A 16,359-nucleotide genomic window follows, 5' to 3' on the forward strand; every position below is an offset into this window, starting at 1 on the left:
GCTTATTTCCGTTTACGGCGAATTAAAAAGATAACGGCGAAAATCAGGATGCATCCCGGTACAACGTATATGTACAGTATCTTTAAAAAGGCAACATGGTCTGTACTTACCGTAACACGGTTGTCTTTGGCATCCGGTCGTGAGGCATCTACAGGATATTGACCATAATTCAACCAGCTAAATAAGGCAGTGCTAAAATTAAAATTGGATGTTCGTGGTTCATACCTTCCTAATTCTGAATTGCTTAAAAAGTCGGCATCACCACTAATAAGAATGCGTTGCTCTTTACCGTTAATTTGGCGTGTTAGCGCTAAAGCGATGGTAAATTTTTCTTTTGAAGTATTCTTTTTAGTCGAAACTGGTTTTGGCTTTTTCGCGCCACCAGTAGCCGTTGGTGCAGCTGTAACAAAACCACCACCACCAGCAGCCATTATTTGTACTCCGCCGGTTGATGTTGACTTCTCCTCGTCTTTGGTGTTAACAATATCCAAATCAGGGTTTCGCCGCATGGTATTGCTAACAAGCCCGGCTTTGGTAATCAGCAATTGCTTTGCAGTAAAGCCGCTGGTATCACGATAGGTTAATGCAGCTGAGCCGTTCATAGAAATTGGCAACGTATCTATCGAAGGTTTGTCCAACAGTTTGGCGAAACCTATGGCAGCCTTTGTCATATATGGCAACACCAATGTTGGCGCGTAGTCTTCGCTTTGCTGCACCAGCATACCATTTGTTAATTGCACGCCCAATGTTTTCAGTAATGGGTTAAGCAAGTGCTGCCTGCCCGGTTCACCAGCTATTAACAGGTTGCCGCCTTTTGCTATATAGGCGTGTATTTTTTGAGTGGCTTCCGCGCTTAATTCGGTTTGCGGGTCGGCAATTACCAATGCCTTTATATCATCCGGAATGTTTTGAGTATTCAACGCAAGTGTATCTACATCAAATCCCTGGTTAATAAGGGCGTAGCGAAATGTTTTGTCGCTGGTTACCAGCTTGTACTCCCTGTCGCCTTTTTTGCCAATTCTACGTTCGCCGTTGCCGATTACAAAGGCAATCTTAGGCATCTTTGCTTCCAGCAATCTTTTAAAAGCAGCCGAAACTTCGGCTTCCATCGGCCAAACAACCTGGTCGTTAAACACACGCAGAAACGTTGACTTACCCTTGTAGGTCAATTTCATTACAAAACGGTTCAGCTCGGGCTTTAAATCAATTTCCTTCTGAATTTGCTCAGGTGTTTTAAACATATCCATGCTCAAATCAGATCCCTTGGCCCTTTGCTCTGCAATTTGTTTAATGGTTTTGCCTTTGTACGATTCAAACAGGTTGTAGCCGAGGGCTAAAGGCATGTCATAGTAGTTTACATAATGAAACTCTATATCCGGCTTAAAACGTAAATACGACTCCCATCTCCCTAAATAATCGTTGCGTTGCTCAGGCAGGCCAAACCACGAATAGTTATCCAGAAAGTTGTTGTATGAGGTAACCTCAAGCTTACCATCGCCCAATTCCTTAATAATCTGCTGCACCTTAGGCGTAAGCGTATTGTCTTTATTAGCGGTAGTATCCAGATAACCAATAAGGCTTGGAAGCGAGGTAACATAACCGATGACCAAGGCCGAAACAACAATCGCAACATAACGGCTTGCCAGGACATACCAAGGTTTTGTTTCACGTCCCGATTGCAGCTTATAAATCGTGAGCCCCAAAAAGATGTACACGATAATAATAAAATAAATCACATCTTTTGTGGTGATAAGCCCGCCAAGCATGTGGCTGGTACGCCCAGAAAGAGAAAGAAAATAGGTGAGGTCGCGTACAAAATCTATGCTCTGCCACAGGGTGCCGATATACGTAAGCACACCAATCATTACAAACGTACTTACCGCCGCTACGATCTGGTAGCTGGTTAAACTCGACATAAATAGTCCGATGGCAGAATAAGCGCACAGCAACAGGTAAAAGCCAAGGGCTGCTGCCAGAAGCATCCCGTAATCTGCAGACTTGATATCCAATACACCGGCTACCATAAAAATGCTTATCACCAGCAGCAAAATCACGCTGTAAGCCATCATCGCGATGTATTTGCCGAAAACGATTTCTTTTATTTTTACCGGTGACGAATACAGCAGGCTGATGGTACCGCCATTAATCTCGCGGCTGATAAGCCCCATGGTTAACAGTGGAATATATAAATACAGGTTTTGCATGATGCCGTTAAACAATCCGTATGGACTGGTAAATACATTATAGGTTAACTGGTTCATGTAGTTCAACCCCATACCGCCCATTTCCTGCTGACTGGCATAGTTGTTTATCAATTTGGTATAGGAAAAGGCGCATTGCACCATAAAAGCGATGGTTAAGAACCACGCTATAGGCGAGTAAAACAGGTTGCGTAGCTCGGCCTTCGCTATTTTGAACGTTAGTTTCATTTCAGGATAAATTAAGATTGCGTTGTTTTGGTAGATAATTGTTTAAAAATCTCATCGAGCGCTGTTTTGTCAAGATTGATTTCTCTTAAACGCCAGCCGTTATGCACACTTGCCGCTATCAGCCTTTCGGTAATCTCACGGTCGCCGGTAAAATAAACACGGGCTTGGCGCTCTGTCACAAAGTCCACTTTGTTTACACCGGCTATTTTCAACAGCTCGGCCGCTGTTGGCGGGTTTTCCATATTCATCAGCACACTATGCGGCTCAACATAGTTGTTAAAAGCATCCATGGTATCCGAAAAGACGATTTTCCCGTCGGCTATCATCTTTATCTCTTTGCACAGCATCTGCACTTCTGATAAAACATGCGACGAAAAAATCACGGCGTGTTCCACAGCAATTTCCTTTATGAGTGAACGCACCTCGGTAATCTGGTTAGGGTCCAGGCCGTTTGTGGGCTCATCCATGACCACCAGCTTAGGTTTATGGATAATAGACTGCGCTATACCTACCCGCTGGCGGTAACCGCCCGACAGGTTTTTGATTAACCGGTTACTGAAATGCGCTATACCACAACGGTCTTTCGCCTCTTCCAGCGCGGGCTTAATATCCATGGGGGCCATTTTCCGCAGCTCGGCTGTGTAAGTCAGGTATTCATCTACTGTGAAGTCAAGGTACAATGGCGGATTTTGCGGAAGAAAGCCTATCTGGCGCTTGGCCAATTCAGGCTGTTCACGTATATCAACACCATTAACCAGCACCGTACCTTCCGTTTGGTTTAAAACGCCGCACATAATGTTCATGGTGGTGGATTTACCGGCGCCATTTGAGCCGAGTAGGCCTAAAATCCCGGTACGGTTTATATCCAGGTTGATGTCGCGGATAGCCCAGCTGGTACTGTAGCGGTGCGATAAGTTTTTAATACTCAAAATTGAATTTTCCATATTTATTTTTGAAATGAGATGCCCTGTCCGGGGGCATAACCATGCCCCGGATATGATTCAAGATGCTTTCTATTAAAATTTACTACTTAATTGTAACCCGGATTTTGTGACAAATGGGTGTTCAACTGCAGTTGTGATTGAGGCAACGGATATAAGCCAAAATCAGGTTTCCAGTTTGCAAGCACGACAGCTGCCTGCCCGTTTAACGGGTATTTATTATCGGTACTTGTTCTGTTTACATCAAACCACCTGTTGCCAAATTCAAAACACAACTCCGTTCGCCTTTCCTTTCTAACAGCAGCTAATACAGCGGTTTGTGATGCCAGGTTAGCTGTACTGTTGCCCAAGCCCGCCCTGTTGCGTAAGATGTTAACATCAGCTAAAGCCTGTTCGAGGTGACCAAGTTGTGCGGCAGCTTCGGCGCGGATAAGGTACATTTCGCCAAGCCTCAACAGCATAAAATAAGTAGCAGGGCTGGTTGGCTGCAGGTCTTTATACTTGGCTGGGAAATATACATTATCACCATTTACCACGTTAACACCCACCCAGTTGCTAAAGCGCTGATCTCCGGCCTCAAATTGAGTTAACAATGAATCTGTCACTATGTAATTGGGTGTAGCGTCAGAGGAGTAAGGGTAAAACTGGTTAGCATCTCCCGATCCAGCGTATTGATTTTGAATAGGCACCTGCCATATCCCTTCGGCACTTCCCTCTAAGAACACATCACTTAAGGGTGTTGTTGTAATATCATACAAACCTGATTTAATAACCGAATCTGCTTCGTTATAAGCGGCCTGCCATCTTTCCTGATACAGATTGACCTTTGCCTGTAATGCTATAGCCGTGTAAAGGTTTGGCCTCACATGGCCCGACGACGGATAAGCTTCGGGTAATTTTTTAACAGCATCGTCAAGGTCCGTTAATATCTGTTGATATATTGCGTCAACCGAAGCCCTGGGCATCTGCGCGTTGACCGAGTAATCGGTTGTAGTAATTAACGGCACCCCGCCAAATAAATTAACCATATTAAAATAACAGAAAGCTCTTACTACCTTCATTTCACCAGTTATTTGCTTGACAAACGACGCTGATAAGTTGCTGTTATCGGTTATTCCGGCTAGCACATCATTAACATGATAAATCTCTGCGTAAGGCATTGCCCATAATTGTTCTAATTCTTCATTTATCGGTGTGATGCGATAATTATAAAATTGACCATTGTCGCCATTACTGTTGGTGTAAAACACTTCATGACCCGAAAGCGAGGTTGCAGCCGTGAAAAGTCCATCGCTGTAAGGTATGCCATGCCCACCGGGGGTATAAGAGAAAACCCCTGCTACGGCCGAAATCGTTGTAGCGCTATCGGCAAACACCTGCTCTCGGGTGATTTGCGTTGGTGGATTAGCAGGAATTTCAATTAATTTTTTGCAGGAAACAAGGGTACTGAGAGCAACTAACAAACCACTCGCCAGTATTTTATTTTTATCAGATAATATTTTCTTCATGATGCTGATCGTCTAAAATTTGAGGTTTAAACCAAATGCTATAATGCGCTGCAGGGGAAAAATGTTAAAATTGCCGGGCTGTTCCGGGTCGCCAAACTTGTAGTTGGTGATGGTAAACAGGTTTTGGGCGTTCACAAAAACTCCGGCACCTTTAATATTTACCCTTTCAATCAAGGCTTGCGGCAATTGATACGATAAAGCCGCGGTTTTTACGCGCAGGTAAGTATCATTGCTATAGCCCCCGGTTGACGGAATAAACCTGTACGCTGCATTTACGTATGGCGAATTATAACTGCTCGCTAATCGTTGCAGTATGGCATCGGTATCTCCGGGCCCGGTCCAGTATTTACCAAGCACATAAGCAGGTATGTTACTTGCAAAACCCGGCGGGTTGTTATAAAGTGCCGAAATGGCATTGGGTTGAGTACTGCTTGAAAACTGGCAGAAAACATAGAGACTGAATTGTTTATAGGTAAAATTGTTACCAAATCCGCCCATGAATTTTGTTTCCCTGTTGGCAATTATTACCTGGTCGCCACCTTTCCATACCGGCCTGTAATCGGGCGTGGTAGTGACTGTCCCATCGGCCTTGTAAAATTCGAAAAGGCCGCTTTCAGGGTTCACGCCTTTATACCTGTAGCCGAATATAACACTGGTAGGCTGACCAATAACGTACTGATTGGTATAGGAGGACGATTCCAGGTTTGGAAACGCCAGCAGTTTATTGCGGTTAAATGATATGTTGAAATTACTTGACCATGTGAAATCAGTAGTTTTCACGTTTATGGATGTCAGCGTAAATTCCCAGCCTTTGTTTTGAACAGTAGCGGGCTGATTTTCATATACGGTAGCAAAACCTGCCTGCGAAGCCAATGGGTATTCAACCAGTTGGTCGCCTTCACGATCGCGGTAATAGGTAGCATTTACCGATAAGCGGCTATTCAGGAACCCAAGGTCTAACGCGATATTAATTGATCTTTTTGTAGCCCACTTAAAATCAGGATTGTAGAGGTTAATCGGAATGTTCTGTTTTATACCCTGAAAAGGTGTGGTATTACCATAAGGGAAAGCACTGTACAAGGCTTGGAATTTGTATCCTGACGAAGCATCGCTGCCGGTTGTACCGTAACTTCCCGATAGTTTACCAAAGCTGATAAAAGGCAGTGCTTTTTTGAACAGGGCCGCCTCAGAAAATATCCAGCCCGCCCCTATTGAACCGAAGCTACCGAATTGGTTGCCCGGCCCAAAATTACTCGATCCATCCCGCCTGCCGCTGAACTCAATGATATATTTCTGATCATAGACATATTTCAAACGGCCAAACAAGGCCACGTACTTAATAAGTCCCGCCTGGTCAAATGGTGTTAGTGAACTGGCTCCGTTAATCGAATTCAGGAAGGCATCGTTTGAATAACCATAAGCCTGCGTTTGAAAAGAATATGTAGTAGTTTTTTGATAAGTACCGCCTACTAATGCGGTGAATTCGCCTTTGCCGATCGACTTGTTAAAATTTATCTGCGGTTCGATGTTGATGTTTTGCGCGGAAGTATTGGCAAAGGCCGCACTTATATTGATATAGGTAGGATTTTGAGCAGTAGACGGATTTATGGAATGCTCGTTACCGGTATTACGGTTATAACCAACATTGGCACCAATCTTCAGCCCTTCAATTATTTCATAACTAACATTTAATGAGCTATTAAAATTGAAGCTCTGAAGGTCCGACAACTGCTTTAAACCCGCGTAAAAATTCGTGTAAAAGGGGACACCTTTATAGTCCCATACCAATTTGCCGTTTCCATCAATCAAATCGGGTGTGTTTGGTGGTAACAACACGCCATTTCCATATCCGCTGGCTGAGTTATTTTGCTCGTAAGTATAATCAGCAATAAGGGTAAGGTTTAATTTTTTATTTGCAGATGCAGTGGTTAATGCACTGTGCAGGGTATACCTCTTATCACCAAAATCACCAGGGTAATTATAATCAGATTGTGTGTAACCACCGGAAACAATAAAAGTACTGCCACCACTTCCGCCCGATACGCTGGCATGTATATCGGTATTATGTGTGCTGTTTCCCTGAATAATTTTCTGCCAGTTTGTATATTTATTCTGATCATAAATTGTCAAATCCGGTGCAAAACCGCCGGAGTAATCATTAGGATCATTGTTTGGCGTTATACCATCCTGTTTAAATGCCTCTTTTCTTAACTCTAAATATTGTTCTGTGTTTAACAGTTGTATTGGCCTGGCCACCGCGTTAACCTGCGAGTTTACGTTGATATCGACAACCGTTTTTCCGGCTTTTCCTTTTTTTGTGGTTATTAAGACAACTCCGTGAGCGCCTTTTGTACCATAAATGGCTGTTGCGTCGGCATCCTTAAGTATGGTGATGCTTTGAATATCAGCAGGATTAATATTATTAAAGGCACCTATACCCATTGGCTGGTCGAGGCCACCGCTAAATGATTGTCCGTTGGCCAGATTGGATAACTGACTAATGTTTACATTTTGCGGTGAGAAAGGCACGCCGTCAACAATAAAATAAGGCTGATCGTAGGGCTTAAATGAAAGCCTGTCGGTAGCAAGTGAATTTTGCCCCCGTAGTTGCACCAGCGTAGTGGAACCTGGCACGCCATTAGTGGAAATAACAGAAAGCCCCGGCACCTGCCCTTGTAATGCCAGCAGGGGATTTGTGACCGGTTGTTTCCCTATCACGTCGGCGCCAACGGTATAAACCGAACCAACACTGAACCGTTTCGATTCGGTACCGTAAGCGATAACCTGTATCTGATCAAGCGCTGATGGTAACGTATGCATAATCAGATTTAACAATATCTCTCCGCCGGTAACATCCAGAGTTTCTTCAAGTTTACTGAAACCAACGTAGGTTATGGATAATGTGTAACGGTTTGCCGGCACACTGGCAAAATAGAATTCACCATTTTCGTTGGTTATGGCGCCGTAATTAAGCCCCTTTACAGTTAAGCTCACATTTGCCCCAATCAGCGGCTGACCCAGGCTATCGGTAACACTGCCGCGAATATCAGTGGGAAGTTTAAGTAATTTAGCGGTCCTTTCCTGAAGGGACTGCAGAAAAGATGGCTCTTTCCTTGTTACACTTACAGACTTATAATCTATTTTATAATCAAGCGGCTGGTTATTGAAAACCAATTTCAGCGCGTCATGCAGTTCCATATTTTTTACATTGATGGTTACCGGCTTGGCGGCTTCAATGGTTGCCGTAGTGTAAGCGAAGTCGTAGCCTGTTTGCTTACGTATCTGCTCAAATATGGTGGATAATGATGCGTTTCGTTCGGACAGGGTAACCTTTTGCGCAAGGGTGCTCGCGCTTACCTGCATCAAGGCCAGGATCAGCATCAGGGAGGTCAGTTTCATGAACAAAACGATTTTTTTTGCAAAGCCAGGTGGCAGGACAAAGTGTTCTGAGTAAATTTTGTACATTTGCTAAGTTAGGGTTGTGCGTTCGCCTTGCAGTTTTCGAAGACACCAGGCTGGCGCAAGTCATAATAGTTTTATTAATTATTGGAGCAATCCTATCCAAAGTCATCCGGTTACCGCCAGATGACTTTTTTTGTGCTCTTTTTTAGGGATTATTTTGTTACGGTTACCCTCCTTCCTTCAACTTTAAAGTGCACACCTTTTGTATTCTCTAATATTTGCAGTATGGAACTGAGGTTTTTGTCACGGTTAATTTGCGCCGTGAACTTTTCCGTTGTGATATCGCCCTCATACTTAACTTCAATGTTGTACCAACGCGCAAGCTCTTTCATGATGGATTCAATAGCGTCGTTCTCGAAATGAAAATCATTATTCTGCCACGCTGTGTATCTTTTAACATTGACCTTTTTAAGGCTATGACCGTCGCTTTGCTGACCCGGGCTTAAAAGAATATTATTCACCTTAACCTTACCCTCCACCAGAGTGGTTCTGGTTGCTGTTTCATCTGCATAGGCATTCACATTAAATATAGTACCGATATCTTCAATAGTCTGCTCATCGGTTTGTACTATAAAAGGATGCTTTTCATCATGCACAATTTCAAACATGGCCTCACCCCTCATTTTAACCGTTCTTTGTTTACCGGAGAATGCGATCGGGAATGTTATTGAGGATTTGGCGTTTAACCAAACCTTAGACCCATCAGGAAGGATCAGCGGATACGGGGATTGTTCTCCTGCTGCAGTAGACAAGGTATTGTAGGTAATCTTCGCTGCGTCGGTTATACCTTTTGAATAAATGATTCCGTTGTCAATCTGTATGCTAGCGGCACCCTGGGTGAGCTGCTTATACAATCCTTTTGTCAATAAAACTTTTTGCCCGTTCGCTAAAGTTAACGTTGCCTTACTATGACCCGGGGCGACATCATTACTATAGTGCGGTTGATCCGGTTCCTGCTTCTGCAGGATATAAAAACTACCAAATATCAGGCATAAAACAATAGAAGCGGCTGCTGCCAACCTTATCCACAATGGCGTAATATTGTGATTGACACGCCGCGTTGCAATGCGCTCGTTGATATTGCGAGACATTATATTCCTGATTGTTTCAGCATCGCCCGCTTCTGCATCCCATTCACTATTCGGCGTAAAGTTATTGAACCAGGCGTTATAAAGACGAACATCCTCGTGACTGGCACTACCGTCTCTAATGCGGTCAACAATCTTTAAGAATTTTTCCTTTGTCATTTCTTATCGAGGATTTAAGCCTTTTCGATATTAAGGCGAAAAAATGACAACCAACCCCCAAAAAGATTAGAAAAAAAATTAAAAAAAACATAAACAGGAGAAAAAAACCGATATTTATAGAAAGAAGAGCCATGCAGACAAGCTCCCCAAGGAAATCTTTAGCTTCTTTAACGCAATAGTCATTTGATTTTCAACCGTTTTTTCAGCAATGCCTAACTTTTCAGCGATCTCGCGATTTGAAAGCTGCTCGTTTCTGCTTAATTCAAAAATTAATCTAGCTTTTGCAGGCAATTTTGAACTCATTTTTACAATAATCTCTTTCAATTCTTTAATTTCAAGCGGATCGTCTTCAAATGATAAATTTACAACATCCAATTCATCCAAATTGACAAAGACCGCATCCCGGGCCTTATATGCACGTAAAACATCAGTGACTTTATATTTGACAGCAGCTTTTAGATAAGGTGTTAGTGAATTGATTCGAATTCCGGCCCTATGTTCCCATAGCCACACAAACACTTCCTGAACCACCTCCATGCATGAATCTTTGTCCTTTAGAACATTCCACGCCGAATGGTACAACAATTTCCAATAACGATTATAAATTTCATTGAATGCAGCACGGTCGTCCCCTCCCATGAGTGTGAGCAGTTCTGAATCGGATAGCTGGGTAACTACGGCCATGATGGCCTAATTTACAAAAAGTTGTTAATTATTTAATAACAAACACACAGAAGGTAACTTTTTAAAATTATTCATAGCGTAGTGGCAAAAAGCTTTGCTCAGCTACTTGGTTTGAATATTCAACTACGTCACCGTTAACACTGACTTGCAAGCTACAATATGTCAGCCCGCTTTATTAATGACCAGGTCGTCAACCCGGATCACTCTACGCAGTCTATGTGTACAAACATTAAGCAGGAACCACATCAGCGTTTTCTTAAAAAATTTGGGTCTCATCAGTGATAGGATTGCGTTATCCTTCGAAAGGACGTCCGGATTTTTATAATGCTGGCCGTAAGCATGCAGTCACACCAAACACCATCACTACCATTGCCGGTGGCGGATTAGATTACCAGGATGGAAAGGGAGCCAACGCGAGATTCTACACACCTTACGGACGGAAATATTTATGTTGCGGACAGAAATACCAATACAGTGCGCAAAGTGACTACCAAAGGAGAAGTAACCACGCTGCCGGTACCACAGCCGGTCGCCAACCCGATTATGCAGCCGGAATATATCGCGGTAAGTAAACGGGTATCATCAACGTGATATGTATAAGTTATGAAGGTTTCAGCGAGAATCGTATCTATAAAGCTGACGGCACTTTCTACTTTGCCATTGCACCGTTTTATGCCATTTCGGCACTTTAGTCAAAGACATACGGTGACTTTTTCTGGACTGCTCAAAATGGGCTTCAGGTAAAATTTCTGATCACACCGGATCGCGGCTGGATTGGCACCGACCCGCCATATTTCGCCAACGAATACCTGGATATCCAGAAAGCGAGGAGCGTCACCGGAACCGCAGCGCACTTACGGTTGGTTACAATAATGTGATGTATTTTGCTTACGGAGGCCACTTGTACAAACACTTACCCAACGGCTACACCGAGCGGATATTAAAAACTTAGATCTGGGTGGAATTACAAGCATTATTTTGAACAAGGACAGCCGTACTATTTACATCGCCGCAAACGGCTACATTAAACGCATTGATAACGGGAAGCTAACCCTTATCGCCGGACCTGACGGCTCTAACACAGCAGGGATGATGTAGGTCGTAAGGCAGACGTTTACGCGCAGTCGCTTGCGATGGGTGACTGTTCGCTTTTTTTACATGAGGTGATCAGGCCCACAAAAAAAATCCAGACGAAAATGAACTTCCATGATTGTGTCATTCTAACTAGTTTAGAATAGCTACGTTTACTAAACTATTTTTTATCCGAAATGTAAGAAATGTTGATTACGTTCCTGTGCTCATTAACTCCTATCTACCTTATTCTTACATTGACGAAATGCGCCACCTTGCAGATGTACAGCTTTTCTGTTTTTGATCTTGTGAAAAATTAAGTAAATTTAACAGGGTGTAATCTACGTGCGGTAAACTGTTTGGATATTTTCTTTCATGAGTTTAAACTGGTCATCGGCTGGGTTGGCACGGCGGCGTAATTCTTTAAGCACCTTGGCCAAATATTCCACCCTTGAGTAATTGTATAATTCCTCGTAGCGCTGTATCATAGTGGCTAACGAACCAAGCGCAACATTGTAGGTAGAAAATAATTCCTCCAATTCGGCACGCGTTTTTTTTACCGACTTGTAGGTACTTTCCATTTCCTGCGTGCCAGTTTCGGGGTCAGTAACCTCTGTATGTGCAGTAGTTTCCATCAGCAACAAATTTTCCAGTTGCAGCAACGCATCCATAAGATGTTCATGTTTGCTTTTGCTTATACCGTGCATTGCTGTGCAAATTATTTTTTATACGTTAACGAATAAACCGGTATAGCCACCCCCAGGCTAAGTATGCCTTTGTCTGAATAACGCGCGTTTGTACCAAGGTTGTTAGTAACATCAGGTACCTGGTACTCAAGATTAAGGTTCATCATTATCCTTTTTTGGGCTTTAAAAATTTTGTGTACCGGTAAGTTTACGCCAACACCAATGTCTGTTGAACGTAGTGCTTCAGCCAAACGGGTACGGCCAAAAAAGTTAACCCCAAAGGTGATATTGTTATAGCTGTTTACCAACAGGTTGACATTATAGTTTACAACAGGTGTATTGGCCACTATGAACCTGCCATGTTTTGCTGATGTTTTTTCGCTTTCAATTTCAACCTCAGTACCGCCCGGTGCTGTGTTACCGACTGTATTTAATGAGTTTATCCTTACAGTTTGCATTGAAGCATAGTTATGATCATTTTGACGATACTCAAAACCAACATTACCCGCGAACGACAGCCATGTAAATTGCGTTTTAAAAGGGTCGAAATAAAAACCCGCGTTAACCTGACCGAAAATATTATGATAAGTTTGGCGCGAAATATAGCTGTTAGCATTGTTCGGGTTATCATTAGCGAACAGGAAACTGTTCAGATTGTAACCGGCCTTTGCATTTAGCCATATCCAAAATGTTTGCGTAGGTTTCAAAAATGACGGCCCCAATATAGCAAGACTATCTACCCCCCAGTAGCGGTTATCCCTGTTCAAAAACACGGTGTATGAAAAGGCTCCTATAGCATTGGTGGCCCATTTACCTTTGTCAAAAAGCGGCACATAATCATTGTTCGAGCCTAATTCGGCGTCAAAGTACCAGGCATCAAGGTTACCCTGATGTATAGGTAATGAACCTTTAACTTTTGATTGTTTTGAAAGGTCGACAACAATGCCCGATTGTGGTGCAGTGCTTCGCAAACTGTAAAATTTTGCCGAAATGATTTCGAAATCGGTATTGCGGTAGAGGCTATCGCGCTGTAATACCTGTTGTGCCTGTGAAACTGATGTACCGGTTAAATACAAGCACAATAAAGCGAATAATTTACGTAACATTTTATCAATAGTTATATGTGTTGTTTCAGTTTACTTTGGCCGTACCGACGTCAAATTTTTCGTACTCCGAGTTATTGCTGAGGTATTCGGGCACCATTTTCTTCATTTTTCTCACCACGGCATTGTGGTCGTCTTTGCTTGCGAGTTTTATAAGCTCATCAATATCGGCCACCACGTCCTTATAGTCGTATACGCCAACGTTGGCTATTTTTATTTTTTCGTGATGTGTGGGTTGGGTGCTTTCGTGTTTGTTCAGCAGCTCTTCGTACAACTTTTCGCCGGGGCGCAAACCGGTATAAATAATTTTTATTTCGTTACCGGGGATGTATCCCGACAGCCGTATCATCTTATCGGCCAGGTCGGCAATTTTAACCGGCTCACCCATGTCAAACACGAGTATCTTACCCCCATCAAGCGTTGCACCGGCTTCAAGCACCAGTTGTACAGCTTCCGGGATGGTCATGAAATAGCGGGTAATTTCAGGGTGCGTAACAGTAACCGGTCCGCCTTTTTTTATCTGGGTGGCAAACCGCGGAATTACCGACCCATTTGAGCCGAGCACATTACCAAAACGTGTAGTAATAAAGCGGGTATTAACAGTTGTTGACGCATCTGACCTGTAAAAATCTGCAACCGAAGTCAGATGCTCATACCCATGCGTTATCGCCTCGTTTAACGATTGCACGTATATTTCGGCAATACGTTTCGAGGCGCCCATTATATTAGTTGGATTAACCGCCTTATCGGTGGATACCATCACAAACTTGGCGGCATCAAAATGTACGGCCAGATCGGCTACGTTCTTGGTACCAAGCACGTTGGTTTGTATGGCTTCAGCAGGATAATTTTCCATAAGCGGCACATGCTTGTAGGCCGCCGCGTGGAACACAATCTCGGGCCGCACCTGTTTAAACAAGGCGCGCATACGGCGGTAGTTGCGTACATCGGCAATAAAAATATCCACTGTTGTTTGCGGGTTCAGGTCGTTTATCTCCATTTGCAAATCGTGCAAGGGAGATTCGGCCTGGTCGCACAAGGCTACCTGTGCCGGGTTGTATTTAAGCACCTGTCGTGTAATTTCAGATCCTATTGAACCCGCGGCACCGGTTATCAGGATGCGCTTGCTGCTAAGTTCTTCAAATATTGCCTTGTCATCGATACTTATAGGCTGTCGAGACAGCAAGTCTTCAATTTTTAGATTTTTTAGCTTGATATGGTTATAAAGCCCTTCATCGGCCAGTAGTTGGTGTGACGATGGGACGGTTGATATACGTACTCCTGCCTGAAGGCATTTTTCAATAACAAGCTGTTTTGCCTCATTACTAATGCTTTTATCGTCGGGGATAATAAGTTTTTGAATGTTCAGCCTGTTCTTCAGTCGGCTTATCGCCTCCAACGGGTACACTTTACGCTGCTCAATAAAACGGTTCACTTTATCGCTGTTCAGTTCGATAAACCCGGCCACATGGTAATCACCACGGCGGGTGGCCTCAAGCGCTTGTTTCAACAATAGCGAATTATGGGTTGTACCATATATAAGTATTGATTTTTTATTAGCTGATGAGTTGAACTTCAAATAAAAGTAAATACTGCGCACCATAGTACGCAACATTACCATTACCGAACTTTTTATGGAGAAACTGATAAGCAACAGCAAAGCAAGTTTATCGGCAGCTATGGCTCTTTTAAAGGGGAATACAAACAGGTATGCCGCGCAAAACAGCAGGCTGCATAAAAACACACCGGTAAATATGCGCAGCATATCTTCAGAGTTGGTGTAGCGTATTAAGCCAGTATGTATACGCATCAGCCAGAACACCGCCGCCGAAAGGCCGACATATGCCAGTATCGCAGGTAAAAACGTGTTGCTATCAAAAGCGGTGTCGGCTATTTTAAGTATAATGAAGTAGGATACACTGAAAGCGATGCCTGCAATTAAAACATCAGCAAAAAGTATTAACCACCGGGGTATGTGTTTGGCTTTGCTGAGTAGTTTGAACATTGCGGCTAAATGTGACTTGGTTATACCTGTTTTTCTATTACGACCTGTGCAAAAGCGTTAAACAGCAAGCCTTTACAAGTATAGTGGGGATGTGATAAATGAAAATTAAGTCACTATTAATTGTAGAGATTAGAAACAGCATATTTAATATCAATTAATAAGCTGTATAAACTTATCTATATGCCATTGTGAAAATAAAGTAAAGCATCATATTTCGGACTGATTTCTAGATAGTTAGAATAAACATGTAAAAAACCATTACGCACCTACCGCTGATGCAGAATTATTAAAACGGCGTTCAAACACCCAATATAATAAGCTTAGCGGCACAATAATGATAAACAGGTAAACAGGCACAGTAAATGATGTATTTAGCAGTATAAAATTGATAAGTAATTGTATTGTTCCGTAAGTTAAGGCCACAAAAAGGTGCGGTAGTTTGCCGTTGTTTACCAGCAATTGATACACATGGCGGCGGTGTGCCTGTAATATGTTTTCTTTAAGCGTCAGGCGCTTAAGTATGGTAAGTACGGCATCAACCGTGTACACGCTGAACAGGAAGAGGTATTTGTACGATTGCGTTTCGCGGATGATGAGCAGTTGCAGCATCAGCAGCCAAAAGGCTATACTTACGCTACCCACATCACCGGCAAAACAACGGGCTTTGGGGCGGTAATTAAAATACAGGAAAATAACGCAGGCAATTGCAGGGCACAGCATCAAAGCGTTGTTGGCAAAACCTGTTATATACTTGTTAATATACCACATGGTAAGCAGGGCAACAAGCGCGTATATGCCAGTTATACCATTTATACCATCCATAAAATTAAAGGCATTTATAGCGCCAATAATCACTATCAGCACAGCAAACAGTAGCCAAAAAGGAAACATTTGCTGCCCGTTAACCGCGTATAGCATTAATGCCGAAGATAGTAACTGCACACCCAAACGCACGCCCGACGACAGGTTGTTCATATCATCAATAAAACTTATGGCGCTTATAAGTACCACACTAATTAACAGCGGGTATGATATATCAAGCGTTAAAAATATACCTGTTACAGCTGCCAGCGGAAAAATTATACCTGCCCCGCGTATGGTTACCTGCTGGTGCGAACTGCGATGATTGGGGACATCAATAATGTTAAATTTCTCGGCTATGCGAAAATAAACCAGTATGGCAGCTACCAACAACAGCGATATTAATAGGTACAAATACATGT

At 43.0% G+C, this 16,359-nt stretch carries 11 protein-coding genes; 1 reads left to right on the plus strand and 10 read right to left on the minus strand.

Features of this window, described 5'->3' with window-relative positions; translation table 11 throughout:
• Nucleotides 1-2: 2 nt before the first annotated feature.
• From EOD41_RS11950 to EOD41_RS11975, 6 genes are all read right to left on the minus strand, one after another.
• Nucleotides 3-2,429, minus strand: a complete 2,427-nt coding sequence (locus tag EOD41_RS11950; protein WP_127705130.1) for a Gldg family protein — start codon at nucleotides 2,427-2,429, stop codon at nucleotides 3-5.
• Nucleotides 2,430-2,440: 11 nt separating this feature from the next.
• On the minus strand, nucleotides 2,441-3,373 hold the full coding sequence (locus EOD41_RS11955) for an ABC transporter ATP-binding protein (protein WP_127705132.1): 933 nt from the start codon (nucleotides 3,371-3,373) through the stop codon (nucleotides 2,441-2,443).
• An 86-nt stretch (nucleotides 3,374-3,459) separates the two neighbouring features.
• The gene (locus EOD41_RS11960; protein ID WP_127705134.1) at nucleotides 3,460-4,878 is read right to left on the minus strand and encodes a RagB/SusD family nutrient uptake outer membrane protein; all 1,419 of its coding nucleotides are present in this window, start codon (nucleotides 4,876-4,878) and stop codon (nucleotides 3,460-3,462) included.
• A gap of 12 nt (nucleotides 4,879-4,890) precedes the next feature.
• The gene (locus tag EOD41_RS11965; protein WP_240663368.1) at nucleotides 4,891-8,277 is read right to left on the minus strand and encodes a SusC/RagA family TonB-linked outer membrane protein; all 3,387 of its coding nucleotides are present in this window, start codon (nucleotides 8,275-8,277) and stop codon (nucleotides 4,891-4,893) included.
• A 215-nt stretch (nucleotides 8,278-8,492) separates the two neighbouring features.
• A complete protein-coding gene (locus EOD41_RS11970) occupies nucleotides 8,493-9,587 on the minus strand; it encodes a FecR family protein (RefSeq protein ID WP_127705138.1) in 1,095 nt (364 codons plus the stop codon).
• A 114-nt stretch (nucleotides 9,588-9,701) separates the two neighbouring features.
• Complete coding sequence (locus tag EOD41_RS11975; RefSeq protein WP_127705140.1) at nucleotides 9,702-10,271, minus strand: RNA polymerase sigma-70 factor; 570 nt, start codon at nucleotides 10,269-10,271, stop codon at nucleotides 9,702-9,704.
• Between the two features lie 278 nt (nucleotides 10,272-10,549).
• Here EOD41_RS11975 and EOD41_RS11980 point away from each other — a divergent pair, with 278 nt between their 5' ends.
• Nucleotides 10,550-10,843 carry a hypothetical protein gene (locus tag EOD41_RS11980; RefSeq protein WP_127705142.1) on the plus strand — a complete coding sequence of 98 codons (294 nt, stop codon included), beginning with the start codon at nucleotides 10,550-10,552 and terminating at the stop codon, nucleotides 10,841-10,843.
• Between the two features lie 840 nt (nucleotides 10,844-11,683).
• Here EOD41_RS11980 and EOD41_RS11985 read toward each other — a convergent pair.
• The 4 genes from EOD41_RS11985 to EOD41_RS12000 all read right to left on the minus strand — a co-directional run bounded on the left by EOD41_RS11985 (nucleotide 11,684) and on the right by EOD41_RS12000 (nucleotide 16,357).
• Complete coding sequence (locus tag EOD41_RS11985) at nucleotides 11,684-12,049, minus strand: hypothetical protein (protein ID WP_205780547.1); 366 nt, start codon at nucleotides 12,047-12,049, stop codon at nucleotides 11,684-11,686.
• 11 nt (nucleotides 12,050-12,060) lie between these two features.
• Nucleotides 12,061-13,134, minus strand: coding sequence for a hypothetical protein (locus EOD41_RS11990; protein WP_127705145.1), 1,074 nt, complete (start codon nucleotides 13,132-13,134; stop codon nucleotides 12,061-12,063).
• Nucleotides 13,135-13,159: 25 nt separating this feature from the next.
• Nucleotides 13,160-15,136, minus strand: a complete 1,977-nt coding sequence (locus EOD41_RS11995; protein ID WP_127705147.1) for a polysaccharide biosynthesis protein — start codon at nucleotides 15,134-15,136, stop codon at nucleotides 13,160-13,162.
• Nucleotides 15,137-15,394: 258 nt separating this feature from the next.
• Nucleotides 15,395-16,357 carry an MraY family glycosyltransferase gene (locus EOD41_RS12000; protein WP_127705149.1) on the minus strand — a complete coding sequence of 321 codons (963 nt, stop codon included), beginning with the start codon at nucleotides 16,355-16,357 and terminating at the stop codon, nucleotides 15,395-15,397.
• Nucleotides 16,358-16,359 lie beyond the last annotated feature (2 nt).

The organism is Mucilaginibacter limnophilus (assembly GCF_004005815.1).
Lineage (GTDB): Bacteria > Bacteroidota > Bacteroidia > Sphingobacteriales > Sphingobacteriaceae > Mucilaginibacter > Mucilaginibacter limnophilus.

What these genes read in the sequence shown, in the direction of transcription:
- EOD41_RS11975 (WP_127705140.1), bottom strand. Translation starts at nt 10,271, where the DNA reads ATGGCCGTAGTTACCCAGCTATCCGATTCAGAACTGCTCACACTCATG.
- EOD41_RS11990 (WP_127705145.1), bottom strand. Translation starts at nt 13,134, where the DNA reads ATGTTACGTAAATTATTCGCTTTATTGTGCTTGTATTTAACCGGTACA.
- EOD41_RS11955 (WP_127705132.1), bottom strand. Translation starts at nt 3,373, where the DNA reads ATGGAAAATTCAATTTTGAGTATTAAAAACTTATCGCACCGCTACAGT.
- EOD41_RS11960 (WP_127705134.1), bottom strand. Translation starts at nt 4,878, where the DNA reads ATGAAGAAAATATTATCTGATAAAAATAAAATACTGGCGAGTGGTTTG.
- EOD41_RS12000 (WP_127705149.1), bottom strand. Translation starts at nt 16,357, where the DNA reads ATGTATTTGTACCTATTAATATCGCTGTTGTTGGTAGCTGCCATACTG.
- EOD41_RS11985 (WP_205780547.1), bottom strand. Translation starts at nt 12,049, where the DNA reads ATGCACGGTATAAGCAAAAGCAAACATGAACATCTTATGGATGCGTTG.
- EOD41_RS11995 (WP_127705147.1), bottom strand. Translation starts at nt 15,136, where the DNA reads ATGTTCAAACTACTCAGCAAAGCCAAACACATACCCCGGTGGTTAATA.
- EOD41_RS11950 (WP_127705130.1), bottom strand. Translation starts at nt 2,429, where the DNA reads ATGAAACTAACGTTCAAAATAGCGAAGGCCGAGCTACGCAACCTGTTT.
- EOD41_RS11965 (WP_240663368.1), bottom strand. Translation starts at nt 8,277, where the DNA reads ATGAAACTGACCTCCCTGATGCTGATCCTGGCCTTGATGCAGGTAAGC.
- EOD41_RS11970 (WP_127705138.1), bottom strand. Translation starts at nt 9,587, where the DNA reads ATGACAAAGGAAAAATTCTTAAAGATTGTTGACCGCATTAGAGACGGT.